Consider the following 23911-nt stretch of genomic DNA (forward strand, 5'->3'; position numbering starts at 1 on the left):
TTGACGCGCGCGGCCGGCGCGCCGAACACGCGCTTGGCCTCTTCCTGCACGAAGAATGCGCCGAGCTCGAACGGCACCGAGTCGAAGCCGCAGGAGAACACGATGCGCGCGCCGCTGGCCTTTGCCGCCGCCTCGTGCTTGTCGATCATCTGCCGCATCCAGACCGGCTCGCCGCAGAGATCGAAATAGTCGGTGCCGCTTTCCACGCAGGCTGCGATCAGCTCATTGCCATAAAGCTGATACGGACCGACCGTCGAGATCACCGATTTGGTCTGCGCCAGCATCGCCTTCAGCGACGCGGCGTCGCTGGCATCGGCAACGATCAGCGGCGTGTCCGAAGGCGCACCGATCGCATCGCGAACCAAGGCGAGCTTGTCCTTGCTGCGCCCGGCCATCGCCCATTTCAGGCTACTGTTGCCATAGTTCGCCGCGAGATATTCGGCGACCAGTTGGCCGGTGAAGCCGGTCGCGCCATAGACGACGATATCGAGTTTCGACGAGGACATGGATCAGGCTCCCATAGCACGGAATTTGCCCGTTTTGTCATTGCGAGCGAAGCGAAGCAATCCATAATCGCCGCGCGGTGAAATGGATTGCTTCGTCGCTTCAGCGCAAAATTGCCGTGCAATTTTGTCCCGAGATCCTCGCAATGACGCCGAGGACGCCGCTATTTCTTGTACGACACGCCCATGCCGGCGCGCACGTCGGCCTGGATGCCATAGGGCGCGATCGGGTAGCGCAGGCCGTTCTTGGCAAGCTGCTTCATACCCGCGATCGCCTTCACCAGATAGGCCGGCGGCAGCGCCATCAGCATCTCCTCGTCGGGCACGCCGCCGTAGCGGCGCTCGGCGAAGCACGGCAACGACAGGCTCGGCTCGCCGGTCTTCAGCGCCCGGCCCCAGGAGTCCGCGCAAGCGGTCTCGCCGACCACGCCCCATTCGAACTTCTTGTAGCCGGTGTACTGGAGCCCGTTGATCAGGATGATCATCTGTCCCGGCGTCGCATAGACGAGACAGATGTCGGGCGGATTGAGCCGGCCGCTGGTCAGCGGGCTCACCGCCATTGCCTGGTACCGGCCGTAAGGCACCACGTCGAGCGCCTCCTGCCGCTTGCGTGCGTCTTCGGCCGTGCCGTGCCAGACGCCGACATAGTTCTCGCCGGCAAGCCACTTCTCGTCCTGTGGTGCGAGCCCGATCACCGCACGGCATTGCGCGCCGACCAGATCGTCGCCGGTGATGCCGACGGTCCAGCCGAGCCGAGAGGCCATGCTCACGATCTGGTCGGTGGTATGAACCGCCGACGGACGGCGGATCTTCGGGATCGCTTCCATCTCCTCGACGCGCGCGAACATCTTGATGCCGATGACCGTGGTCTTCAGCCGCAGCAGATTGTTCAGGTCGGTGACGATCGCGCCGAGGTCGAACTGTTCCGGCGATGTCTGCTGTTGCATGGCGAAAACTCCCGTGATCGGCGGCTTGGCGCCGCCTGTTGGCGTGATGTTAGCCCGATTGGACAAGGGAAGCGACAAGCTCGTGCTGCGGCTCAACGCGCGGCCGGTCCGGGCAGCCAATCATCGGTCTTGCCGGCCAGATGATACGCGACCAGCCCGATCCACTCCCGTGTCCCGAGATCGGTACGCGATAAACCCTCGATCGCAAGCGTCGCGAAGCTCATGACATTGCCGACGCGCCAGTCGACCGGATAGGCCTCGACATTGAATCCCGCCTTGCGGAACAAGCCGACCGAACGCGGCATGTGATAGGCCGAGGTCACTAGCAGCCAGCGCTCGCCCGGCTTGGGATCGACCAGTGCCTTGGAGAACTCGGCATTCTCCACCGTGTTGCGCGAGCGGCGCTCGATGATCAATCGCGATCCGGGAATGCCGAGGCTCTCGAACATCTCGGCGGCATAGTCGGCCTCGCGCGCATCGTTCGAGATCAGGTTGGCGCTGCCGCCGGTGAACACGAGCCGCGCGTTCGGATATTTGCGCGCGAGCGCCGCCGCCGCGATGACGCGATCGGCAGCACTGCGCACGACAGGCGTGGCATGCGCGACCGACAAATCGGCATCGATCGAGCCGCCCAGCACGATGATGCCGTCGGGCGCGCCGCGCGAGGCGTCCCATGGCGGGAAGCGCTGCTCCAGTGTGGAGATCAGGATATTGCCGAGCGGCGAGAAGCCGCAGATCGCGAGCAGCAGCAGTGCGGCAACCATCAGCCGGCGGCCGAAGCGTGCAAACCGCGTCAACAACAGCACGGCGCCGATCACGCCGATACCGATCAGGAAATTGATCGGCAGCAGCATGATGCCGAGCGTCTTGGAGAGCGCAAAAAACAAGGGAAGCCTCTGCGAAGTTCTGCTACAGCGTCATACGCTGCTGGGAAACCAATCAAAAGCCGTCACATGACCCATCATCACCTGAAATCCAGTCCTGAAACCTGCCATTGGGGCTTCTTCGAAGCAAAGCTCAAGCCGGTCCTCACGATCGCCAGCGGCGACGAGGTCACGATCGAGACCGTCAGCGGCGGCGCCGACGTGGTGCCCGACCGCAGCAAGTTCTATGTGCCGCCGGAGCTCGACGACATCCATGCGAAGAACGAGCGGATGGTGCCCGGGCACATCCTGACCGGCCCGATCGCCGTCAGCGGCGCCGAGCCCGGCGACGTGCTCGAGGTCGACATCCTCGACGTCGAGCTCCGCCAGGACTGGGGCTACAACCTGATCAAGCCGCTGTCCGGCACCCTGCCCGACGATTTCCACGAGACCCGCATCCTCAACATCCCGCTCGATCGCGGGCGCATGGTCGGCCGCATGCCCTGGGGGCTCGACCTGCCGCTGAAACCGTTCTTCGGCGTGATGGGCGTCTCGCCGCCGCCGGCCTGGGGCCGTATCTCCTCGCTGATCCCGCGCGCGATGGGCGGCAATCTCGACAACAAGGAGCTCGGGGCCGGCGCCAAGCTGTACCTGCCGGTGTTCGTGCCGGGCGCATTGTTCTCCTGCGGCGACGGCCATGGCGTGCAGGGCGACGGCGAGGTCTGCGTCACCGCGATCGAGACCGCGCTGACCGGGCGCTTCCGCCTCACCTTGCGCAAGGATCTCAAGCTCGCCTATCCACGGGCCGAGACCGCTGATCATTACATGACCATGGCGATGGACCCCGATCTCGACCAGTGCGTGGTGCGGGCGCTGCGCGACATGATCGTGCTGCTCGGCGAGAAGCGCAATCTGTCGCGCGAGGACGCCTACACGCTGTGCAGCCTGGCCGCCGACCTGCGCGTGACGCAGACGGTCAACGGCTCCAAGGGCATTCACTGCATGATCGCCAAATCGGTGGTCCACGGCTGACCATTCGTCATTCCGGAGCGCATCGCAGATGCGAACCCGGAATCTCGAGATTGTTAGGCTTGCAAGCCAATATCGAGAATCCCCGGTGCGCAATTGCGCATCTGAGGATCCGATGCTGCGCATCGCCCCGGAATGACGAAGAGCCGCACTTGTGTTCGGCAAGCGCCGCTCGATACAATCCCGGTCCCAACGAACAAAAATGGACGGGGACGGACATGCTGAAGGACAGGCTTTCGCCGGCGGACGAGGCTGCGCGTGACAAGGAGATGCAGGAGACGCTCGCCGCCTGCCCGCGCATCCTCGATCTCATTGCCCGGGGCCCGCAGGCCGCGCCGGACGCCGAAGGCGCGATCTATCTGCGCTCGCCGCTCGATCCCAATCCGGTCGTGATCTCGAACGATCATTTGATGGGCTGCATCAAGGCCGCCGAAAACTATTTCCGCAGCCAGGGCATCGGCAAGGATGATGCGGTCGCGATCCTCCTGCCGGCCTGTCCGGCGAGCGTCGTCGCGATCTTCGGCGCCGCTGCCTGCGGTGTCGGCGAGCCGCTCAATTTGCTGTTCACCCGCGAAGCGATTGCCGCCCAGCTCAATGCCATCAATGCGAAACTGCTGCTGGCGCCGCCGCCCGGCATGCCGGGCGGGCTCTATGAGAGGATCGAGGGCCTGCAACGCGAGGTGCCGTCGCTCAAAGGCATCGTGATCGTGCCGCTCGACGGCGCCATCGCATTCGACGGCCAGGTGCTGCAACCTGATCCTGCCTGGCGCGACGACTACGGCAAGTCGAAGGATATGAGCGAGGCCGACCGCGTCGCGGTGATGCTGCCGACCGGCGGCACCACCGGCCATCCCAAGGTGGCGCGGCTCACCAACCGTGCGATGGTCGCCTCCACCGTCTCCTCGCGGATGGCACTCGACTTCCATCGCGGCGAGCGTGCGATGATCACGATGCCATTGTTCCATGTCGGCGGCCTGTTCTGCACCACAGCCAATTGCCTTGCCGCCGGCACGACGATGGTGATCCCCGGCCCCGCCGGCGCGCGCGATCCGGCGCTGGTCCGGAACTTCTGGCAAATCATCGAGACCTACCGCATCAACATCGCCGGCAATGTGCCGACCATACTCGGGGCGCTGGCCGACGTTCCGGTCGGTGAGAGCGACATCTCGACCCTTCGCGTCACCGCCACCGGCGCCTCGATCTGTCCGCCGGAGATCGAGCGGCGCTACCTTGCGACCTGGGGCGGCGCCTGCATCCAGCAGCTCTACGGCATGACCGAGCTCGCCGGCGCCATCACCCATGACGTGCACGGCGTGAAGCCGCGCGCCGAAAGCGTCGGCACCCGCAATCCGCTGGTCGAGCTTGCGATCCTCGAAGGCAACAAGCTGCACACCGGGCCGTGGCCGTCGCCGGTCGGCGAACTCCTGACCAGGGGCCCGCAGGTGTTCGCCGGCTACGTCGACAAGAAGCAAACCGATGAGGCGTTCCGCGACGGCTGGCTGCGCACCGGTGACATCTGCCGGATCGATGCCGACGGCTTCGTCTACATTCTGGGCCGCGCCAAGGACGTCATCATCCGCGGCGGCCACAACATCGATCCGCGCGCGATCGAGGACGCCGCGCTGGCGTTTCCGGGCGTGGCGCTTGCCGCCGCCGTCGGACGCCCCGACACCTACGCCGGCGAAGTGCCGATGCTGTTCGTCTCGGCCCAGCCCGGCGCCCACGTCGATCCAAACGCGCTCGCCGCTTTCGTGCAGGACAACATCCTGGAGCCGCCGGCGCGTCCGCGCGTGGTGTCGGTGATTGCGGAGATGCCTGTGACGCCGGTCGGCAAGATCTTCAAGCCGAAGCTGCGCGAGATCGCCGCCGGCGAGGCCGCGCGCGAGCTGCTGGCGCTGGAAGGGTTGTCGGGCGAGGTCAGCGTCGACGCCATCACCGATCCGTCCCGCGGGCTGTACCTGAGTGTGAAGGCGCCGCCGGACAAGGCCGAAACCGCTGAGCGGCTTCTCAAGAAGTTCCCGGTCAAGGTCGAACTACGGCCCTAACTATCTCATTCACCTCAATAATCTGACGAGGTCACCGCGCTGGAGTTGAGCTCCGGTGCGGCTATCCGCATTTTTCGGCGGACGGCTTGACGGACCGCCACATTCCTAAATAGACTCTAAATAGATACTTTTCAGTACAGGCGTTCAGAGTTAGCGTTCCACCATGGCTACGGAAAAGGCCGAAACCGACCGCGTCCCGGTCACGTTGGCACTCTCGACCATCGGATACCTCGAGAAGCTGGTGAGACAGGGCACCCACGGCACGAGCGTCCCGGGCGTCGCACGGACATTGATCGAGGAAGGCATTCGGCTCGCCATCAAGGACGGGTTGCTTGCAATCCGCGATAACGGTCGCGCGCCCTGAGACAGGGAGTGCCGGCGCGGCGGTTCAACACAGAACGTGGAACCGTCAGATGATCGTTATCGAACCAACCTGGACGCCGGAGCGCGTCGACCAACTCAAGATCTATTTTGAAGCTGGCCTCTCCTGCCGCGACATCGCCGTCAATATCGGCGTCAGCCGCAATGCGGTGATCGGCAAGCTGTCGCGGCTGAACCTCATGCGCACGACGCCGGACGAACGCCGCGCCCGGCGCAAGAAATCAGCCGCGCACGCCGCGCAACGGGCGACTGCGAAGCAGCAGCTCCGGTTGCTCCAGGCGGTCTACGAAGAAGAACCCGACGAGGCGCCGGTCGTCAGCGCCAACAATTGCTCGCTGTTCGAGCTCAGCGAGCAGCGCTGCCGCTGGCCGATCAGCACCCCGGGCGCCGATGATTTCTGCTTCTGCGGCAACCCGCCGCTCGGCGGCATGCCCTATTGCTCAGGGCATTACCGCCTCGCCTATCAGGCAGGTTCACGCCAGCGCGCGATGCGCGGGTAGCGCGTTTGCGCGATGCCGGAAACAGCTTCGGTTCTGACCCCGTCAGAACCGAAGCACCGATCAGCCGACCTTCCAGCCCGTCGCCGCGACGAGGTCCTGATAAAACTCCGGCGTGTAGGCCTGTTCCGGAGTCTTGCGCACGCGCTCGTCGAGCAGATGCGCGTCGTCGCCGACCAGGATGCGCCAGCGGTCGGCCTTGACACCGTCGAGAATGATCTTGGCGGCGGCCGCCGCCGTGGTCGGCGCCTCGTCGTGGAAGATGCGGGCACGATCCAGCGCCAGCTGCTGGATGTCGGCATCCGACATCTTGGCGACGTCAATGCCCTGCCCTTGCAGCCGCTGGCGGACCTGCTTGAGCTCGTCGACGTTGAGCTGGTCGGCGCCGTTCTGCACCTTGCGCGAGTTCGACACGATCGAGGTGCCGATGTGACCGGGCATCACCACTGAGCATTTGACATGCGGCGCGTTGAGACGGAGATCGTTGATCATCGCCTCGGTGAATCCCTTCACCGCGAATTTCGCCGCGCTGTAGGCCGTGTGCGATACGCCCAAACCGACCGAGGCCCAGAATCCGTTGACGCTCGACGTGTTGACGATGTGCGCCTCGTCGGCCTTCACCAGCAGCGGCAGGAAGGTACGGACGCCGAGATAGACGCCGCCCCAGCAGATGTTGAAGGTGCGCTCCCATTGCTCGCGAGTGTTGGTAAACAGGCTGCCGCCGCCGCCGATGCCGGCGTTGTTGAACAGCAGGTGGATCTTGTCGGTTGCCTGCTGCTCGATCAGCTCATCGCGGAAACGCTTGTAGTGATCCTCGATCGAGACGTCGGCAACGTGCGTGGTGATGCGCAGGCCCTGCGGCAACTTCTCGACCTCGCAGAGCCGCTTGGTCTCGGCCATCGCCTCGGCCGAGACGTCGCACATCGCGACATTGCATCCCTCGGCAACCAGTTGCCGTGCGAGCTCGCGCCCCATGCCCGTGCCGCCACCGGTGATGACGGCAATCTTTCCGGCAAAATCCTTCATGTGAGATCCGTTCCTTCCCTGACTTTCTTGCCCTGCTTCTTCTTCATTCGGCTGGAGCGCGGATCGCTGTCCCAACCACTTGGCTGAGGCACCTTACATCAGCGAATTATCGCCCAGCAACGGCGCCCGTCCCTCACGCGCAAGTGAGCCGCTCGCAGCAGATTGAAGCAGACGGCGGCGTAACGAAACCATTCCGCGCGGCGAACAATCCGACATCGACAATCGGAGACGATGATCGTGAACATCCTGAACAGACTCGTCGCGACAACGCTGATGGCGATCGCAACCGGAATTTCCAGCGCCGGCGCTGCAGACGGCACGCAAGCCCGCGTCAAATCACGGCGCTGGTGAGGACAGCTTCACGCTGAGCAAAGCGCTATTCGGCAGTCTCGATGCGCACAGTTGCGCGGCGCCGCAGGACGCTGGTGCCGGCGCTCACCGCCAGCTTGAAGAGGCCGCGCCACGAGAAGTCGATGACCACTTCATGGTGCCGCAATCCCTTGCCGCCCTTCACCAGCCCGAGATCCCGTATCAAGCAATAGTGGCCGCTGCTCATGCGCGCCAGCCGGCTGTTCTTGAAGCGTCCCATGAATGACGAGAATGCACTGCGGATCGATTCCGTCAAATCTTGACGCCGTCGAATCGGCGCCAGACGTGTGCCCGCTTGTCACGATGCCAGGCGCAGCTGAGGCCTTGAATCAAAAACCTCCGGCAGGGCATTGCCGGAGGTTTGGGAGGCTTAGCAGCAAGCTAAGAGCCATCATTCAATGTGTTGGCCAGTCCGTATATAGTTTAGTAGATCAGGTAAGTAAATAAGTTTGCGGCCAATGAATCGCATGGCTCGTCTTCGTTGTTCGCGTGGGCCCAAATGACGCAGCTGGAAGCTCTATAAACTCAGGCCTGGTGCAGTTTCTTTCACGCCAACCGGCAACCATGTCGCGCGAAGTCGCGGCACCATCCGCCACTGATATTCGCTAAACAAAAACCCCGGCAGTTGCCTGCCGGGGTTCTGTTGGATTGATCAGTTCAACCGGGATTACCAGTTGCGCTGAGCGCGGAAGAGCATCTGGACAGTGTCCTGATTCTTCAGCTCGTAGGTCGCGACCGGCTTGCCGATACCAGCCGACGAGGTGGTGATCGTGCCGGCATACTTCTGATCGAGATGGACGTAGGTCACGTCTGCCGAGAAGGTCAGGTTCTTGACCGGGGTCCAACGGGTGATCAGGCCGAGCTGCCCGATGTTGTAGTCGGGGTTGCAGCTGGTCACGCCAGCGCCGCCAGCGAAGGCTGCGCGGAACGTGCCACCGACGCCGCCGACGCCGCAGATGAGCGACTTAGCCGTGTCGTTGTACATGACCGCAGCGTAAGCACCGTACAAGCTGGTGTTCCAGTAGGGATCCCAGTTGTGGGTGTACGCGCCGCGGAAGCCCCAGGTCTTGATGGACTGCTGCTGACCGCCGGGACCGAACACCGTGTCGGGTGCCGTACCGAAGCCAACGCTGCCATAGGCGCCCGGCAGGTTCGAACCGCCGTAGATGGCGATCGAGCTGAGGCCGCTGGCCAGTTCCTGGATGTTGTAACGGGTCGCACCGTCGGTGTAGACGCCCTGGATGTTGATGGTGTCGCCAGGTCCGGTCGGGATGTTCTTGATCGACAGGGCCAGTGCACCAGCCCAGCCCCACTTGTCGTCGGGATGACCGGTCAACTCGGTGCCGCCGAAGTAGGCAGCGTGGTTGTCATGCGCAGCGATCGACGCCTGGAAGATGCCCCAGGCCTGATCGACCTTGAGCGAGGCGACGAAGTCCGGCGCGACCGTGCCGGCGTAGTCGCTGGAGCCGTAAGCGCCGCCAACACCGAGGTTGTTCACGCCAGCCTGCATGTACGCAACCTGGTCCTGCGCCGACAGGGCGAGCGACACGCCGTTGCCGAACTGCGCGGTGTAGGTGAACTGGTTGATGCCGTTGGTGGTGTTCACGCCGCCGACGAGAGCGTCGTAGTTGTTGCCCGGATAACCGTTCCAGGGAGCAGCGAACTGCGAGACCGCCTTACCGATGGTGAAACCGGCGAACTGGATGAAGGCGTAGTAGACGCCGACCGTGCCGGCAGCGACGTTACCCGAACCGGCATTGTTCGGCGCAGCAGACGAACCGATCGCCGAGTAGACGGTCGAGCCGTTGCCCTGGCCGGTGTAGGTGTCCGAGGTCCAGGTGAACACCGCATCGAAATAGGTGCGGACCACGCCGTACTCGGTCGCGGTGCGCGTATCGATGTTCAGGTCTTCACGCGAACGCCAGGTGTAGCCGTTGGTGAAACGGTTGTTGGCACCGCTGGCACCGTTGGTGTTCGGGCCGTAGACGCCGTTGCCGTTGACAACCACGTCAGCGCGCACATAGCCGCCCAGCTTGATGCAGGTGTCGGTGCCGGGGATGTAGTAGAAGCCCGGACCATAAAGCGAGCAAACCTTCACGTACTCGACCGCTTTGGCCTTCACGGGAAGATCGGCCGCCTGCGCCCCGCCGACCGCGACCAGCGCAGCAGCCGAGCTCAGAATAAGGCTCTTCGCCAATTTCATATTAAACCTCCAAGTTGCTCATATGCGGAGAGTCCGAGGCCGCGAGCGCCCCGTGATCCTCCCGCATTGTCCAAGACCGTTTTCCCCAAACCCCGCACCCTCAGATCAATCTGTGGTGTGCGACGGACTTGAACGATCACCGCAACGGGACGATCGAGATTCCCCTACCGCCGGGTTCAATATGCATTGGCGAGTTCGCCAATCAAAATAGTTTATAAAGTCAGGAATGCGAATGCGGCCACACTGTGGCTCGTCAGCAACGCTGCCCCTAAGCCCCTTGCATCCATGGGCAAATTTGTCGCACCTCAAAAAGCTCAATCGTCACGTGAGCATCATAATTGCTTTACGTTCACTTGCCTTCCTGAGCGACTTACGAGAAAAAATGCCGCGCCGAGCGGGAATCAAGAAATAAATCAGCACAAAGCTGAGTCGGCACCTAGGGAAGGGGAAGCTGTGTCAGTGACCAGGAAGGATACGACGCGCCTGCGCGCCATCGAGCATCTCGACATCATCAAGCGCTTTACGCTCGAGATCTCGTCCATCAATTCGCATCTCGAACGCGTCCGCCAGCTCTGGGGCAAGGCGCTTGGCGTCAGCGGTCCGCAGTGGATGATTCTCATCGCCATCTCGGATCTCGACAAGGATGACGGCGTTCCGATCAACGTGGTGTCGAAGCTGCTGCACGTCGATCCGTCGTTCGTGACCACGCAGTCGAAGCTGCTCGAGCAGAAGGAATTGCTGCATCGCTCGCCCTCCCCGGCCGATGCGCGCGTGGTTCGGCTGTCGCTGACCGACAAGACCAGAAAGCATCTGGCGGGCCTCGCCGAGCAGCACAAGGCGTTCAAGAAGACCGTGTTCGAGGAATTCAGCGAGGCTGAACTGGCCGAGTTCACGGCCAAGCTTGCGATGCTCAACAATCGCCTGGAAAAGGCCTGCCTGATCGCCGCGATGGATATCGAGAACTGACACGGCGGGCCGCATTGGGCGGAAATAGCGCCGTCGAGTGCTTTCAGGGAACCGATGCCGCCCGGATGGCAGCCATTATAAGGCCTACTCCGCCTTGCGCGAACACAGGATCGCGGCTAATGGAACGGCATCGGAGCGTGGCGCAGCCCGGTTAGCGCACTAGTCTGGGAGACTAGGGGTCGGAGGTTCAAATCCTCTCGCTCCGACCATTCTTTAAATTCAGCCGTCCTTCATCGCCGCGTCGATCATCTGTCGACAGGCAACCAGCTCCTGCAACACGCGTTCGAGCCGCTCCCGATCCACCGACGGAACGGAGGGGCGCGCCGGCGGTGACGCGGACGCTTTCCCCGGGTGGGCGTGCGCCTTGTAGGTCGACAGGATCGGATCTTCGTCAGGATCGACGAATCGGTAGTCGATTCCCTTCTCGTCGCCGTCGCCCTCCTCGCCGTCGAAATCGAGGCCGTCATTGCTCTCGGGATCGTCCGGCTCGGCCATGCTGTTGCCGACCGCCTCCTCGACCGCGCCGAACGAAACCGCCGCAGTCTGGTCGGCAATGCCCTGCACCGATTTGATGCCATGCTCTTTCAGGATCCGCTGCACACCGCGGATCGTGTAGCCCTCGCCATAGAGCAGCCGGCGGATGCCCTTGAGCAGGTCGACGTCGTCGGGCCGGTAATAGCGGCGTCCGCCGCTGCGCTTCATCGGCTTGATCTGCGCGAAGCGCGTTTCCCAGAATCTCAGCACATGCTGGGGAATATCGAGTTCGTCAGCGACTTCGCTGATGGTACGGAACGCATCCGGCGCCTTGTCCAAATGCCCGCTCCTCTGGCTTCAATGCCTGGAGCCTCGTCCGTTCCGATTGGGTCGGAACCGGGCCCCAGATTCTAGTTCTGCCGCGTTTTCTTCACGCGAACCGGGTATCCACTTCGCTTGAAAACGCTCTAATCGGCCTTGCTGCCGTCGCCATTGGTGACGACATGGCCATTGATCCGCTGCTTCAGGATCGCCGACGGCTTGAACACCATCACCCGCCGCGGCGAGATCGGCACCTCGGTGCCGGTCTTCGGATTGCGGCCGATACGCTGGCCCTTCTTGCGCACCATGAAGGAGCCGAATGAGGACAGCTTCACCGTCTCGCCCTTTTCCAGGCAATCGGTGATCTCCTTCAGCACCAACTCGACAAACGCCGACGATTCCGTGCGCGACAGACCCACCTTTTGGTAGACCGCCTCACACAAATCGACGCGCGTAACTGTTTTTCCGGTTCCCGTGGTCATCGCCTGCCCCGCACTCTCGGCGAACAATTTCTTGACTGAAATTAAAAGCTTAGCGCGCAATGGTCAACAGCGACCAGCATCCGGGCGCCGGAAAGATGGCGGCACCCTGCCGATACTCTTTGACGATGCGCTACCAGCGCACGAGCGCCGAGCCCCAGGTGAAGCCGCCGCCCATCGCCTCGAACAGCACCAGATCGCCCTTCTTGACGCGTCCGTCCTTCACCGCGACCGACAGCGCCAGCGGGATCGAGGCCGCCGAGGTGTTGCCGTGCTTGTCGACCGTCAAGACCACCTTCTGCGGCGCAATATGAAGCTTGTGCGCCGACGCATCGATGATTCGCTTGTTGGCCTGGTGCGGGATGAACCAGGTGATGTCGTCGGCGTTCAGGCCGGTGGCGTTGAACGCATCGACGATCACGTCGGTGATCATGCCGACGGCGTGCTTGAACACCTCGCGGCCCTCCATCCGGAGATATCCGACCGTCTTGGTCGAGCCAGGGCCGCCATCGACGAACAGCTTGGACTTGTGGCGCCCGTCGGAGCGCAGATGAGTCGTTAGCACGCCGGGATCGCTGATCGTGCCGGAATGCTGCTGCGCCTCCAGCACGACCGCGCCGGCACCGTCGCCGAACAGCACGCAGGTGCCGCGGTCGCTCCAGTCGAGGATGCGCGAGAAGGTTTCGGCACCGATCACCAGCGCCCGCTTGTGGCTGCCGGCGCGCAGGAAATTATCTGCGGTGGTCAGCGCAAAGACGAAGCCGGAACACACCGCCTGCAGGTCGAAGGCAACGCCGTGGTTGATGCCGAGCGCGTGCTGGACTGCGACGGCGGTGGCCGGAAAGGTGTTGTCGGGCGTCGAGGTCGCCAGCACGATCAGGTCGATCGATTGGGCGTCGATGTTGGCGTCGGCGAGCGCGGCGCGCGCCGCATTGATCGCAAGATGCGAGGTGAATTCGTCATCGGCCGCGATGTGGCGCTCGCTGATACCGGTGCGCTGAACGATCCAGTCATCCGATGTGTCGATCCGGCTGGCCAGTTCGGCATTGGTCAAAACCCGCTCCGGCAAGTATGAGCCGCAGCCGAGCACTACCGAACGTATCGCAGTCACGAGACAGCCTCCTGCGCGGTTTGCGCCTGCACCAGCGCGCTACCGTCGCGGTTTAACATCTGATTGATCTTGGTGAGGAGATCGAAGTGGGCCATCTCATAGCCAACATCGACCGCATAGGCAAAGCCTTCCGCGTTGGTGCCGCCGTGGCTCTTGACCACCACGCCCTTGAGCCCGAGCAGCAGGCCGCCATTCGACTTGTTGGGATCGAGCTTGTCGCGCAGCTTCTGGAACGCGCCGCGGGCAAGCAGATAGCCGATCCGCGCAAGCCAGCTCGACGACATCGCCTCGCGCAGCAGCGTGAACATCTGGCGCGCGGTTCCCTCGGCGGCCTTGAGCGCGATATTGCCGCTGAAACCTTCCGACACGATGACGTCGGTCAGCCCCTTGCCGATCGCGTCGCCCTCGACGAAGCCGACATAGTTGAACTGGGGCGAGTTCATCGCGCGCAGCATCTCGGCCGCCTCGCGGATTTCCCCGTGCCCCTTCATCTCCTCGGACCCGATGTTGAGCAGGCCGACGGTCGGCCGTTCGAGGTTGAACAGCACGCTCGCCATGGCGCTGCCCATCACTGCCAGCGTCGCCAGATGACGGGCGTCGCCGCCGATCGTGGCGCCGAGATCGAGCACCACGGAATCGCCGCGCAGCGTCGGCCACACCGCGGCGAGCGCCGGACGGTCGACGCCGGGCAGCGTCCGCAGATTGAGGCTCCCCATCGCCATCAACGCGCCGCTGTTGCCGGCGGAGACCGCGACATCGGCCTCGCCATGCTTCACCGCGTCGATCGCGAGCCACATTGACGAGGCACGGCGGGTTCGCCGCAGCGCCTGGCTCGGCTTCTCGTCATTCTTCACGGCCACGTCGGTATGGATCACCTTCGATACCGCCTTCAGCGCCGGATGCTTGGCCAGCTCCGGCTCGATCTGGGCCCGGTCTCCGACCAGCAGGAATTCGCTGTCGGGATGACGGCTCAACGAAATCGCGGCGCCGGGTATGACGACCGATGCGCCGACATCGCCCCCCATGGCGTCAAGCGCGATTCGAACCTTTTGAGGCATGAACGTCCCGGAAGCCTGCTCTCCCACAGCCCTTCAGACGAAGACCGCGAGCTTGAAGTCACCGCCGTCAACGGCGCGCGGCCAAACACCAAATCGGGTCCCGGCCGGGCCGCGACAATAGCGTGTCCACGGTCCGGCACAACCTCTTGGCCGCAAAGGATGGACTCGCCGAACCGTTACACACCGCGGTCGAACAATACCAGGAAATGCATTGTATTTCAATGTATTATGACGGTTATTTGAAGTGACACCAGACACCGCTCGCGCAAGCCTGCAGACAAGCCATCCCCTCAAATGTTGGCGCGAGCTGCCCTCAACTGCCCTCAATTCCCCTTGGGCTTCTTGCCGTTGGCCTTGTCCTGCAGCGCCTTCAGCACGGCGAAGGGATGATTTTCCGGATCAGGCGCTTCAACCTGTTGTTCAAAGACCGCATCCGCCCTGCGCGGATACGGGTCTATGCCGAGAAACAGCGCATCGGTGGCGAGCCGGCCGAGATCGATGAAGCCGCCGACGATCGGCTCCGGCGGGTCCGGCGTTTCCTCATCGCTGTCCTCGGCGTCGTCGACCAGATCGGCCATCTCGGGAATCTGCTCGGGCGGCGCGAACACCACGTCGATCGGCTCGTCGATCTCGCTCTCGATCGGATCGAGCGTCACCACGCAGGTCTGCCCGATCCGGGCCTGAACGCGGCCGGTGACGTGGTAGCTGCCGTCGCGCTTGGGCTGCAGATCGAACTCGGCATGCGCAGAGATGACTTCACGCAGCTCCGCGACCTCGGCCATCGCCTTGCGCGCTGCCTCGTCGGCCGAGATCTCACGATGCAGGCCGGTCTCGGGGATCTGCGCGACATTGACCAGCTCGCGCCAAGGGTCGCGGTTGCGCGGTGCATCGGGCCGTCCTGTGGTGTCGCTGGTCATGCCGGGGTCCCCGCAACCTGCGGCGCCGGAAACCGCCACGCGCCCTTGGTCAGCGCCGCGAGGTCGGCCTGCGCCAGCACCGCCATCGCCTCGCGGGCATAGGCGGCCAGTTCGCGCGCCTTATCGATGTGCTGGCCATTGAGGATGTTCTTGCAGAACGACTCGGCCAAGGCCCCCTCGCCATCGGTCAGCGCCAGATCATAGGCTGCGGTACGGCCGTAAAAGGCCTCGCCGAACGCCTGCATGCGCTTGGGCACCGTAAGGTCGCCGACGCCCATTTCCCTGAGATTGTCGTCCATGTCGATGCAGAAATGGTCGAAAAGGGCCTGCGACAGCTCCACGCCGCCCTCGACGGATTTGAATCGCCGCAGCACCAGCCACAGATGCATCAGAAGCAGATCAAAACGGCCATTAACCGTGTCCGGAACGCCCAAGTCACGGTAAAACAACGGTTCTCGCGCCTGCGTCACGATCATGCCATAGATGGTCTCAATGGTGCTGCGCGCGGGCACCCGGGGTTTTCTGAAGTGATTGAACGGCCAAAGCATGACGGGTTCCGGCTGCCGGTCCCCAAAAGACCCTGTTGAGGGGTCGCCCGTGGCGCTCGGCACGATTGCAATCCATTGAGCTGCCCGGTACGTCAATGCCCCGGCCGATGCAAGAGGACGGATCAGTTCCGCCGATGAACCACACCCTTCCAAGACAGTCTCGCGTGGCTTCCGCGCGCGGGTTCCTTTCGCGCTTCCGTGCCATCGCGGTGGTTGGCCTCATCTGCTCCGCGGCGGCGCTCGGCGGCTGCACCGGCGAACAATTCCAGAAGGGCTACATCCTGCCCGATGGGGCGCTCGAGCAGATTCCGATCGGCGCGAGCCAGGATCAGGTGTTGATCGTGCTCGGCACGCCCTCGACGGTGGCAACGCTGGATGGTGAGGTGTTCTACTACATCTCGCAACGGACCTCGCGCCCGGTCGCCTTCATGAACCAGCACGTGGTCGACCAGCGCGTGATCGCGGTTTACTTCGACAAGAATCGCCAGGTGCGCCGGCTCGCCAATTACGGCCTGAAGGACGGCAAGATCTTCGACTTCGTCAGCCGCACCACGCCGACGTCGGGCCAGGAAATGTCTTACCTGACACCGCTGTTCAAGCTGCTGAGCTTCAACTAGAGCATTTTCGAACGAAGCGGATTCCGGTTCGCGTGAAGACGACGCGTCGAACCGGAGCCTGATACTCAAGCTGCGCCAAGTTGCCGCGCTTGCCCGACGGGCAAGCGGTCCCCTACGCTTGCTCACAAACAAGAGAGTCTGAGCAGGGGGCAAGCGCGTGAGGGCCAAGAGATTTTCCCGTCGTACGGTATTGTCGGGCGCGGCCGCATTGTCGGCTGCATCGATGCTGCCGCGTGCCGGTCTCGGCGCCGGTGACTGGCGGCCGACCGAGACGGTCCGGATCATCGTGCCGGCCGCGGCCGGCGGCTCGACCGACGTGATGGGACGTTTACTGGCCGCGCATTTGCAGCCGCTCTGGGGCCAGTCGGTGGTGGTGGAGAATCGCTCCGGCGCCGGCGGCACCATCGGCACTTCAGAGGTCGCGCGCAGCAAGGGTGACGGCCACACCATCCTGATCGGCAATCCCGGCCCCAACGCGATCGCCTACAGCATCTTCCGCAACCTGACCTACAAGGCCGACCAATTGCAGGCGGTCTCAAACATGATCCGGATCCCGAACATCGTCTCGGCGCATCCATCGACCGGCATCAAGTCGATCCCCGAACTGATCGCCTATCTGAAGAAGAACCCCGACAAGCTCACCTACGGCTCATCCGGCACCGGACAGAGCCCTCACCTCACCGGCGCCTGGTTCCTGCAACTCACCAGCCTGAAGATGACGCATGTCCCGTTCCGCGGTGCCGGCCCCGCATTGCAGGCGGCGCTCGCCGGCGACATCCAGATCCTATTCGACAATCTCTATCCCTCGCTGCCGCAGGTGCTGGACGGCAAGCTCAAGGGGCTCTGCGTCACCACGCCCGAGCGCAGCGAGTCCGCGCCCAATCTGCCGGTCATGCGCGAGGGCGCGCCGGAGCTCGCCAAGTTCGACGTCGCGTCCTGGTTCGGCGTGTTCCTGCCGAAGACGGCGCCGACGCCTGTCGTCGACGAGCTGAATCGTCAGATCAAGGCGATGCTGGCGCGCGACGACGTCAGGAAGAACATCAGCGGCATGGGCGCGCGCACCGACTACGGCACCCCGCAGCAATTCTCCGATTTCGTCGATGCCGAGACGAAGAAATTCGCCGCCATCATCGAGAAGGAAGGGCTCCAGATGGAGGTCAAGTAGCGGCCGTTGCCACCGCCGTCATTGCGAGGAGCGACAGCGACGAAGCAATCCATACCTCCACTTTGCGGAACGATGGATTGCTTCGCTCCGCTCGCAATGACGCTGCGAGACTCTATTGGTGGATTACGCTCCGCTGATCCACCCTACCGATCCTACGAAGACTTGTTGATCTTCTTGACCTTGGCATCGGTGGCCTCGATCGCCAACGCCAGCTCCAGGATCGCCTTGGACAACAGTTCGGCGGCCTCCTTCTGGTCCTGCGACTTGGCGGCGCGGAGGGCATAGTTTCGGGCGGATGATAGCGACATGATGGATCTCCGTACTGTCTGCGTCTGGTTCGCGAATATGCAGCAAACGAGGTTGGTGCCAAACAAAGGCCCCACGGCAACGCCGCGGGGTTTTTTGGCTTTCCCTGCCCACCTCATTTTGGCTACGGCCGCTCGAAGTTGTATTATCGAGTTAATACGCGGTTTAGGATATTGGCGATAAGGAGCAAATGCAGGCAGGCCCGCACACCAATCTCTTAGTCATGTCGGATTATTCGCTAAGGGCATGTCGTGCGGAGGGATCATGCCTTCATTGCGAATTCTTGCGACGCTGATTTGCGGGAGCATCGCGCTGGCGGGCTGCAAGTCCGAGCCCAAGGAATACCCGTTCGACGTCGCTGAAGCGGTGCGCCGCCTGGACAATTCCGACAGCGGCGGCTTCCGCTACGCCCGCCATTGCGGCGTGCTGTTCAACTTCGGCAGCGTTAAAACCGACGACCATACGGTGACCTGGACGGCGCGGGCAAACCGCAAGGACGTTCTTACCTTCAACGTCGTCGTGACCGAATCTCCCAAGGGCGTGACGCTGAAGCTCAGCGTGCCTCTCGAAAGCAACGGCCGTGAAAAATACGATGGCACGCAGAATTACAGCCATCCGATACTGAAGCAGCCGATACGTCCGGCGATCGCCGAACTCATCGAGTCGGCAATGGAAAAGCGCTCATTCGACAATGAGCGGGTCGAGGAGGCTGCGCGCTACCTTGATCGTAGTCCGTCCGGAGGCGCCTGCAGCGAGGATGCGCAGTATTTGGCGCAGGGCTTCGCCGCCAACTACGACGATCCACCCGGCCTGTCGATCGAGACGGCTCGAAAGCTTGCCGCCAAAAACAATTGGAACTGACGCTCGCCGATTGCAACGATAAGGATCCGTCACATGGGGATACGAGCTGCGTTCGGGCTGTTGACGCTTTGCATGGCGCTCGCGGTTTACCTCGGGGTCGGCTCGGGCGCGGACGCGAATCGCGTCTATGCGATGCCAGTCTCCGAGGTGAACCATCTGATCGACGAGATCGATTTGCCGGAGATCATATTCGCGAACCATAAGGTCAGACATTGGCGGGAGAACGACAAGCTATCGGTCTGGGCGCTGCAGAACGATGCAGGCAAGGAAACATTTCGTCTCACCGCGACGACCGCCACCGACAAGAAGGGTTCGCTTGTCACCGTCGCCGTCCTGCCACCCAACAACGACAAGCGCGACGAGGTCAAGAAGATGCTGGATGACAATCCGGCGTTCGCCGATCTCTACGGTTCAGCTTTGGCTGAACAGATCGACGCCAAGCTGCGCAACCGGCTGTTCTCCATCGCCAACATCTCCCGGCCGATGGCGCGCGTCTCGTTGCGCGCTGCTCCGCAAATCCTGCAGATGCGCAAATCGATCGACGAGGAATACGCCCGGAAGGCTCAGGACGATCGGGAACGGTACGACCGGCTCTACAAGAGCCAATAAGCGAGGGTTGAAATATGGGGAGTTGGACCAGGCCGTTCGTTGTGATCGTCGTTGCCGCCCTGCTTGGCGTGGCGGCGTTGGTGACCGTACCGTCATCCCCGGCATTGGCTGCCGCGGACGAGCCCCCTGCACCGAATTTGGGATCGTGCCGGCTGAACCTGCCCAGGGACGTCACGACGATCGTTTACTATACGTATGGTGGTTCGGTGGCGAGCCGCTACCGCCTGTTCCACGAACAAGATACTCATCTCGGGCGACAGCCGATCGTCGTCCCGAAGCGGGATAAGCGGCTCTTCATCGTGCTCGTTTCCTACGGGCCCACCGAATGGGATTTGAGGATCGATCCGGGAGCGGACGTCGCCGGAGCGCTTGTGCTCGGCTACCGAGACCAGATCGTCAGCAACCTTCCAGCGAATACAAGGCTCGGCTTTTCCATTTTCGACGGTGGTGGTAAGGGCCTTGATTGCCCGACCAGCAAGAGCGGGTGGAGTGACGACATGAAGGCGTTGAGCGCGATGCTCAACGCCGAGTTCAGTCATTACCCGGATGAGCACTACAACAGCGGATATGAGGATTGCAGCTACTTCCTCTGTCAACGTAGCGGTAAAGTCGCCGACAAACCCAAGCCTTCGTTTTGGGCCCGCATGTTCGGCGGCGCTAAGGCGGAAGAACCGGCTCCCAAGACCGACAGCGTTATCAGGACATCGGCCAGATTGATCGTGCGCTGAATATCTTTCGGGGCGAACCGGAAACAACGGACATGCGCACCCCTCGCCGCTCGCCGTTTGCCAGCGAGCTACCCAGACTGGCTCTGGTGACCGCAATTGGCCTCGTCCTTGCGGGCACAGTTGCAAACGCCGGCAAAGAGGCGCCCGCCGACGAAACGATCCCGACGCTCGGGTCATGCCGTTTCCATCTGCCGGAGAACGTGTCGACGGTTGTCTACCAAGCCTCTTCCGGAAGTCTTCAGAGCGACTTCCATATCCCGCACAGCACCAAACGCGTCGGGCGACAGGACATTGTCGTGTCAAACGAAACCGCGCCGGTGTTCATCGTGCTGGCGGGTTTTGAGTCGATCCAATGGAACTTGCGCGTCCAGCCAGGCGCGAAAATCGCCGGTGTCTATGTCCTCGGACTTGCGGATCAGCTGATCACGGGGGTTCCAGCGGACGTGCTGGTTGGCTTTTCGGTCCGGAGGACAAGCGACGCTGCCGAAATGACCTTGGATGAGGGGCAAGGCTGCCCGTCTCTGAAAGCGAGGAATGCCGCCTTATACGACTTGAAATCGATCGAGACATTATTGTCCGAGGAGTTCGGGCGGCAGATCGACAAGGCTCACGTCGCCGATTCGCCGCCCTGTCCCTATCAAGAGTGTTCGCTGCTCGCCACAGCAGGCCGCTCCTGGTGGCAACACCTGTTCGGCGAAACACGGGCACCAAGCACCGCCCATGCGCCCGACGTGCGTGCGTCCGGCCGGTTCATCGTCCGCAATGATGCACTGTGAGCGCGGCGCCGCCGCTCCGGGACGAACTGCGCACAACAAAAAACCCCGCGGCTCACACCGCGGGGTCTTCGGTTTCGCCAGTCGCGCGCTTTAGTGCGCCAGGATCGCCAGCAGCAGCAGCGCCACGATGTTGGTGATCTTGATCATCGGGTTCACCGCCGGACCCGCCGTGTCCTTGTAGGGATCGCCGACGGTATCGCCGGTCACCGCGGACTTGTGGGCATCACTGCCCTTGCCGCCGTAGTGGCCGTCCTCGATGTACTTCTTGGCATTGTCCCAGGCGCCGCCGCCCGAGGTCATCGAGATCGCCACAAAGAGACCGGTGACGATGACACCGAGCAGCATGGCACCGACCGCGGAGAATGCCGCCGACTTGCCCGCCGCGCCGCCGCCCGCGATCGCATAGATCACGAAGTAGACGACGATCGGCGACAGCACCGGCAGCAGCGACGGGATGATCATCTCCTTGATCGCAGCCTTGGTCAGAAGATCGACCGCCTTGCCGTAGTCGGGCTTGTCGGTGCCCTGCATGATGCCGGGCTTCTCGCGGAACTGACGGCGCACTTCCTCGACGATCGCGCTGGCAGCACGGCCGACCGCGGTCATGCCCATCGCACCGAACAGGTACGGCAGCAGGCCGCCGAACAACAGGCCGACAACCACGTAGGGGTTGTTGAGCGAGAAGTCCGGGTTGACGCCCTTGAAGTAGGCATGGGCGTTGGCGTCGCTGATGAAGAATTTGAGGTCCTGGTTATAGGCCGCAAACAGCACCAGCGCACCGAGACCGGCGGAGCCGATCGCGTAGCCCTTGGTCACCGCCTTGGTGGTGTTGCCGACCGCGTCGAGTGCGTCGGTCGACTTGCGCACTTCCTTCGGCAGCCCCGCCATCTCGGCGATGCCGCCGGCGTTGTCGGTGACCGGTCCGAAGGCGTCGAGCGCGACGATCATGCCGGCCAGCGCCAGCATGGTGGCGGTCGCAATCGCGATGCCGAACAGGCCGGCCAGGCTGTAGGTGACCAGGATGCCGGCGATGATGACGATCGCGGGCAGCGCAGTCGCCTCCATCGAGACCGCCAGGCCCTGGATCACGTTGGTGCCGTGACCGGTGACCGAGGCCGCCGCAATCGACTTCACCGGACGATAGTCGGTGCCGGTGTAGTATTCGGTGATCCAGATGATCAGGCCGGTAACGATCAGACCGACCACGCCGCATTCGAACAGCGCCATGCCGGTGAACTCGGCGCCTTCGAGCTTGCCGAAGCCGATCAGCCAGTTGATGACGGCCGCGACACCGACCAGCGACAGCACGCCGGTGGCGATCAGGCCCTTGTACAGCGCCCCCATGATCGACTGGCTGGCGCCGAGCTTGACGAAGAAGGTGCCGATGATCGAGGTGATGATGCAGATGCCGCCGATCGCGAGCGGCAGCGTCATCATGTTCACCAGGATCGAGGTCTTGGCGAAGAAGATCGCCGCGAGCACCATGGTGGCGACCGCGGTCACCGCATAGGTCTCGAACAGGTCCGCCGCCATGCCGGCGCAGTCACCGACGTTGTCGCCGACGTTGTCGGCGATGGTGGCCGGGTTGCGCGGATCGTCCTCGGGGATGCCGGCCTCGACCTTGCCGACGAGGTCGCCGCCGACGTCAGCACCCTTGGTGAAGATGCCGCCGCCGAGACGGGCGAAGATCGAGATCAGCGAGGCGCCGAAGCCGAGCGCCACCATGGCGTCGACCACGGTGCGGCTGCCGGCTTCGAGCCCAAGGAACTTGACCAGGATCATGAAGTAGATGGTGACGCCGAGCAGCGCCAGACCAGCCACGAGCATGCCGGTGATCGCGCCCGCCTTGAAGGCGAGCTCGAGGCCGCCGGCGAGCGAGGTGGTCGCCGCCTGCGCGGTGCGGACGTTGGCTCGCACCGAGACGTTCATGCCGATGAAGCCGGCGGCACCCGAGAGGATCGCGCCGATCGCAAATCCGAGGGCCACGAGCAGGCCCAGGAAGTAGGCCAGCAGCACGAAGATCACGATACCGACCATTCCGATCGTCGTGTATTGCCGCCGCAGATAGGCTTGTGCGCCCTCGCGCACCGCGCCCGCGATTTCCTGCATGCGCGGATTACCCGCATCCGCGTTCAAGACCGACTGCGTCGCCCAGATCGCGTAGACGATGGAAAGCGCCCCGCAGAGCACAATCAACCATAAAGCTGTCATGTTGCCTCAGATCCTTGATGTAACCCCCGCGCCCATTTGTGCCGCTAGGGGGCGGCAGGCGCTTATTTTGCGAGGACAACCCTCCCCAAAAACGGATTGCCTCAAATCGGGCGCGACCTTGCCAAAATCGTTACCGCTGTGCAACGCCACCTGTGGCCGAAAACGCCGATATCGGCAGCTATTTAGAAGGAAAATCGGCGCCGTCAGGCGCGGCAATTCTAGAAATGGCTATAGGACAGCCGCTTCAGCGCCAGTTCCCGGCCCTGCCCATCGAGGAAGCTTGGCGGCGACGAACCTGCAATGAGACCGCCGATGGCGGTCACCGCGACCTTGGCCTGCCGTGCCTCCCGCAAAAATGCGTCCGCGCGATCGCCGGGGACCGCGCACAGCAGTTCGTAGTCGTCGCCGCCGGCCACCAGGGTCTCGAACCCGATTGCCTTGCGCGCGAGCAGCCCCGCGGCCACAGATGACAACGGGATGCTCGGCACGTTGATCACGGCGGTCACACCGCTGGCTGCACACAGCTTGGCCAGATCGCCGGCGAGACCGTCGGATACATCCATCGCCGCGCTGGCGTGGGCGCGGACGGCGTTGGCAAGTGCGTTGCGCGGCTGCGGAACACGGTAGCGGGCGGCAAGGAAATCGCGACCGGCCGCATCGTCCGCCAGATCAACCGCGACCGGACCGCCCCGGAGCAGATCGAGACCGAGCGCGGCATCGCCAATCGTGCCGGTAACGAACACGCGGTCACCCGCCTTTGCCCCTGCGCGATGCACCATCCTGCCCTGCGGCAGCCGGCCGAACGCGGTGATCGAGATCATCAGCGGCCCCGGCGTCGAGACCGTGTCGCCGCCGAGCAGCGGGCAACCGAAATGGCCGGCGTCCTCGCCGAGCGCCCGGG

At 63.2% G+C, this 23911-nt stretch carries 26 protein-coding genes and 1 tRNA gene; 12 read left to right on the forward strand and 15 right to left on the reverse strand.

Features of this window, described 5'->3' with window-relative positions; translation table 11 throughout:
• The 3 genes from H8A92_RS30100 to H8A92_RS30110 form a co-directional block, all read right to left on the reverse strand.
• Positions 1-506, reverse strand: a 506-nt coding sequence (locus H8A92_RS30100; protein ID WP_229199096.1) for a saccharopine dehydrogenase family protein, incomplete at its 3' end; no start/stop codon positions are given.
• A gap of 161 nt (positions 507-667) precedes the next feature.
• Positions 668-1450 (reverse strand): DUF169 domain-containing protein, encoded by a 783-nt coding sequence (locus H8A92_RS30105; protein ID WP_229199097.1) that lies wholly within the window; start codon positions 1448-1450, stop codon positions 668-670.
• Positions 1451-1542: 92 nt separating this feature from the next.
• Positions 1543-2337 carry a YdcF family protein gene (locus H8A92_RS30110; protein ID WP_229199098.1) on the reverse strand — a complete coding sequence of 265 codons (795 nt, stop codon included), beginning with the start codon at positions 2335-2337 and terminating at the stop codon, positions 1543-1545.
• A 66-nt stretch (positions 2338-2403) separates the two neighbouring features.
• Between H8A92_RS30110 and H8A92_RS30115 the strand changes: the two genes are divergently transcribed.
• The 4 genes from H8A92_RS30115 (at position 2404) to H8A92_RS30130 (ending at position 6268) form a co-directional block, all read left to right on the forward strand.
• Positions 2404-3345 (forward strand): acetamidase/formamidase family protein, encoded by a 942-nt coding sequence (locus H8A92_RS30115; protein WP_229199099.1) that lies wholly within the window; start codon positions 2404-2406, stop codon positions 3343-3345.
• Between the two features lie 215 nt (positions 3346-3560).
• Positions 3561-5387, forward strand: a complete 1827-nt coding sequence (locus tag H8A92_RS30120; protein ID WP_229199100.1) for an AMP-binding protein — start codon at positions 3561-3563, stop codon at positions 5385-5387.
• A 163-nt stretch (positions 5388-5550) separates the two neighbouring features.
• On the forward strand, positions 5551-5751 hold the full coding sequence (locus H8A92_RS30125) for a hypothetical protein (protein WP_066514059.1): 201 nt from the start codon (positions 5551-5553) through the stop codon (positions 5749-5751).
• Positions 5752-5800: 49 nt separating this feature from the next.
• On the forward strand, positions 5801-6268 hold the full coding sequence (locus H8A92_RS30130) for a GcrA family cell cycle regulator (protein WP_229199101.1): 468 nt from the start codon (positions 5801-5803) through the stop codon (positions 6266-6268).
• 60 nt (positions 6269-6328) lie between these two features.
• On the opposite strand, the gene H8A92_RS30135 is transcribed toward H8A92_RS30130, so the two are convergent.
• The 3 genes from H8A92_RS30135 to H8A92_RS30145 all read right to left on the reverse strand — a co-directional run bounded on the left by H8A92_RS30135 (position 6329) and on the right by H8A92_RS30145 (position 9863).
• Positions 6329-7291 (reverse strand): SDR family oxidoreductase, encoded by a 963-nt coding sequence (locus tag H8A92_RS30135; RefSeq protein ID WP_163162416.1) that lies wholly within the window; start codon positions 7289-7291, stop codon positions 6329-6331.
• A gap of 376 nt (positions 7292-7667) precedes the next feature.
• Positions 7668-7847 (reverse strand): hypothetical protein, encoded by a 180-nt coding sequence (locus H8A92_RS30140; protein WP_229199116.1) that lies wholly within the window; start codon positions 7845-7847, stop codon positions 7668-7670.
• A 480-nt stretch (positions 7848-8327) separates the two neighbouring features.
• Positions 8328-9863, reverse strand: a complete 1536-nt coding sequence (locus tag H8A92_RS30145) for a porin (protein ID WP_229199102.1) — start codon at positions 9861-9863, stop codon at positions 8328-8330.
• A gap of 453 nt (positions 9864-10316) precedes the next feature.
• On the opposite strand from H8A92_RS30145, the gene H8A92_RS30150 reads away from it, so the two are divergent.
• Together H8A92_RS30150 and H8A92_RS30155 are read left to right on the forward strand one after the other, a co-directional pair.
• Complete coding sequence (locus tag H8A92_RS30150) at positions 10317-10829, forward strand: MarR family winged helix-turn-helix transcriptional regulator (RefSeq protein WP_229199103.1); 513 nt, start codon at positions 10317-10319, stop codon at positions 10827-10829.
• Positions 10830-10960: 131 nt separating this feature from the next.
• Positions 10961-11038: transfer RNA gene (locus H8A92_RS30155), tRNA-Pro, on the forward strand.
• Positions 11039-11048: 10 nt separating this feature from the next.
• Here H8A92_RS30155 and H8A92_RS30160 read toward each other — a convergent pair.
• The 6 genes from H8A92_RS30160 to H8A92_RS30185 all read right to left on the reverse strand — a co-directional run bounded on the left by H8A92_RS30160 (position 11049) and on the right by H8A92_RS30185 (position 15737).
• Positions 11049-11642, reverse strand: a complete 594-nt coding sequence (locus H8A92_RS30160) for a MerR family transcriptional regulator (protein ID WP_229199104.1) — start codon at positions 11640-11642, stop codon at positions 11049-11051.
• 128 nt (positions 11643-11770) lie between these two features.
• Positions 11771-12106: an integration host factor subunit alpha gene (locus H8A92_RS30165; RefSeq protein WP_035631661.1), complete on the reverse strand. Its 336-nt coding sequence runs from the start codon at positions 12104-12106 to the stop codon at positions 11771-11773.
• Positions 12107-12236: 130 nt separating this feature from the next.
• Complete coding sequence (locus tag H8A92_RS30170; RefSeq protein WP_229199105.1) at positions 12237-13214, reverse strand: beta-ketoacyl-ACP synthase III; 978 nt, start codon at positions 13212-13214, stop codon at positions 12237-12239.
• On the reverse strand, positions 13211-14272 hold the full coding sequence (plsX, locus tag H8A92_RS30175; RefSeq protein ID WP_229199106.1) for a phosphate acyltransferase PlsX: 1062 nt from the start codon (positions 14270-14272) through the stop codon (positions 13211-13213). The genes H8A92_RS30170 and plsX overlap by 4 nt, the downstream gene beginning before the upstream one ends.
• A 323-nt stretch (positions 14273-14595) precedes the next feature.
• A complete protein-coding gene (locus tag H8A92_RS30180) occupies positions 14596-15189 on the reverse strand; it encodes a YceD family protein (RefSeq protein WP_229199107.1) in 594 nt (197 codons plus the stop codon).
• Positions 15186-15737 carry a ubiquinol-cytochrome C chaperone family protein gene (locus H8A92_RS30185; protein WP_229199108.1) on the reverse strand — a complete coding sequence of 184 codons (552 nt, stop codon included), beginning with the start codon at positions 15735-15737 and terminating at the stop codon, positions 15186-15188. The genes H8A92_RS30180 and H8A92_RS30185 overlap by 4 nt, the downstream gene beginning before the upstream one ends.
• Positions 15738-15871: 134 nt before the next feature.
• Here H8A92_RS30185 and H8A92_RS30190 point away from each other — a divergent pair, with 134 nt between their 5' ends.
• Both H8A92_RS30190 and H8A92_RS30195 read left to right on the forward strand, forming a co-directional pair.
• Positions 15872-16354, forward strand: coding sequence for an outer membrane protein assembly factor BamE (locus tag H8A92_RS30190; RefSeq protein ID WP_420831386.1), 483 nt, complete (start codon positions 15872-15874; stop codon positions 16352-16354).
• A gap of 223 nt (positions 16355-16577) precedes the next feature.
• Positions 16578-17519, forward strand: coding sequence for a Bug family tripartite tricarboxylate transporter substrate binding protein (locus tag H8A92_RS30195; protein ID WP_229199117.1), 942 nt, complete (start codon positions 16578-16580; stop codon positions 17517-17519).
• Between the two features lie 152 nt (positions 17520-17671).
• Here H8A92_RS30195 and H8A92_RS30200 read toward each other — a convergent pair whose 3' ends face one another.
• The gene (locus H8A92_RS30200; protein ID WP_008129438.1) at positions 17672-17827 is read right to left on the reverse strand and encodes a hypothetical protein; all 156 of its coding nucleotides are present in this window, start codon (positions 17825-17827) and stop codon (positions 17672-17674) included.
• 262 nt (positions 17828-18089) lie between these two features.
• Between H8A92_RS30200 and H8A92_RS30205 the strand changes: the two genes are divergently transcribed.
• The 4 genes from H8A92_RS30205 to H8A92_RS30220 are packed head-to-tail and all read left to right on the forward strand — an operon-like array spanning position 18090 to position 20799.
• A complete protein-coding gene (locus H8A92_RS30205; protein ID WP_229199110.1) occupies positions 18090-18686 on the forward strand; it encodes a hypothetical protein in 597 nt (198 codons plus the stop codon).
• Between the two features lie 33 nt (positions 18687-18719).
• Positions 18720-19295, forward strand: coding sequence for a hypothetical protein (locus H8A92_RS30210; protein WP_229199111.1), 576 nt, complete (start codon positions 18720-18722; stop codon positions 19293-19295).
• Positions 19296-19309: 14 nt separating this feature from the next.
• Complete coding sequence (locus tag H8A92_RS30215; protein ID WP_229199112.1) at positions 19310-20023, forward strand: hypothetical protein; 714 nt, start codon at positions 19310-19312, stop codon at positions 20021-20023.
• A 32-nt stretch (positions 20024-20055) separates the two neighbouring features.
• Entirely contained in the window at positions 20056-20799 is a 744-nt protein-coding gene (locus H8A92_RS30220) for a hypothetical protein (protein ID WP_229199113.1), read from the forward strand.
• 90 nt (positions 20800-20889) lie between these two features.
• Here the strand turns inward: H8A92_RS30220 and H8A92_RS30225 are convergent, their stop codons facing one another.
• Positions 20890-23010 carry a sodium-translocating pyrophosphatase gene (locus H8A92_RS30225; protein ID WP_229199114.1) on the reverse strand — a complete coding sequence of 707 codons (2121 nt, stop codon included), beginning with the start codon at positions 23008-23010 and terminating at the stop codon, positions 20890-20892.
• Positions 23011-23228: 218 nt separating this feature from the next.
• Positions 23229-23911, reverse strand: a 683-nt coding sequence (gene thiL, locus H8A92_RS30230; RefSeq protein WP_229199115.1) for a thiamine-phosphate kinase, incomplete at its 5' end; no start/stop codon positions are given.

The sequence above is a fragment of the Bradyrhizobium acaciae genome, from assembly GCF_020889785.1.
GTDB classification, from domain to species: Bacteria; Pseudomonadota; Alphaproteobacteria; order Rhizobiales; family Xanthobacteraceae; genus Bradyrhizobium; species Bradyrhizobium acaciae.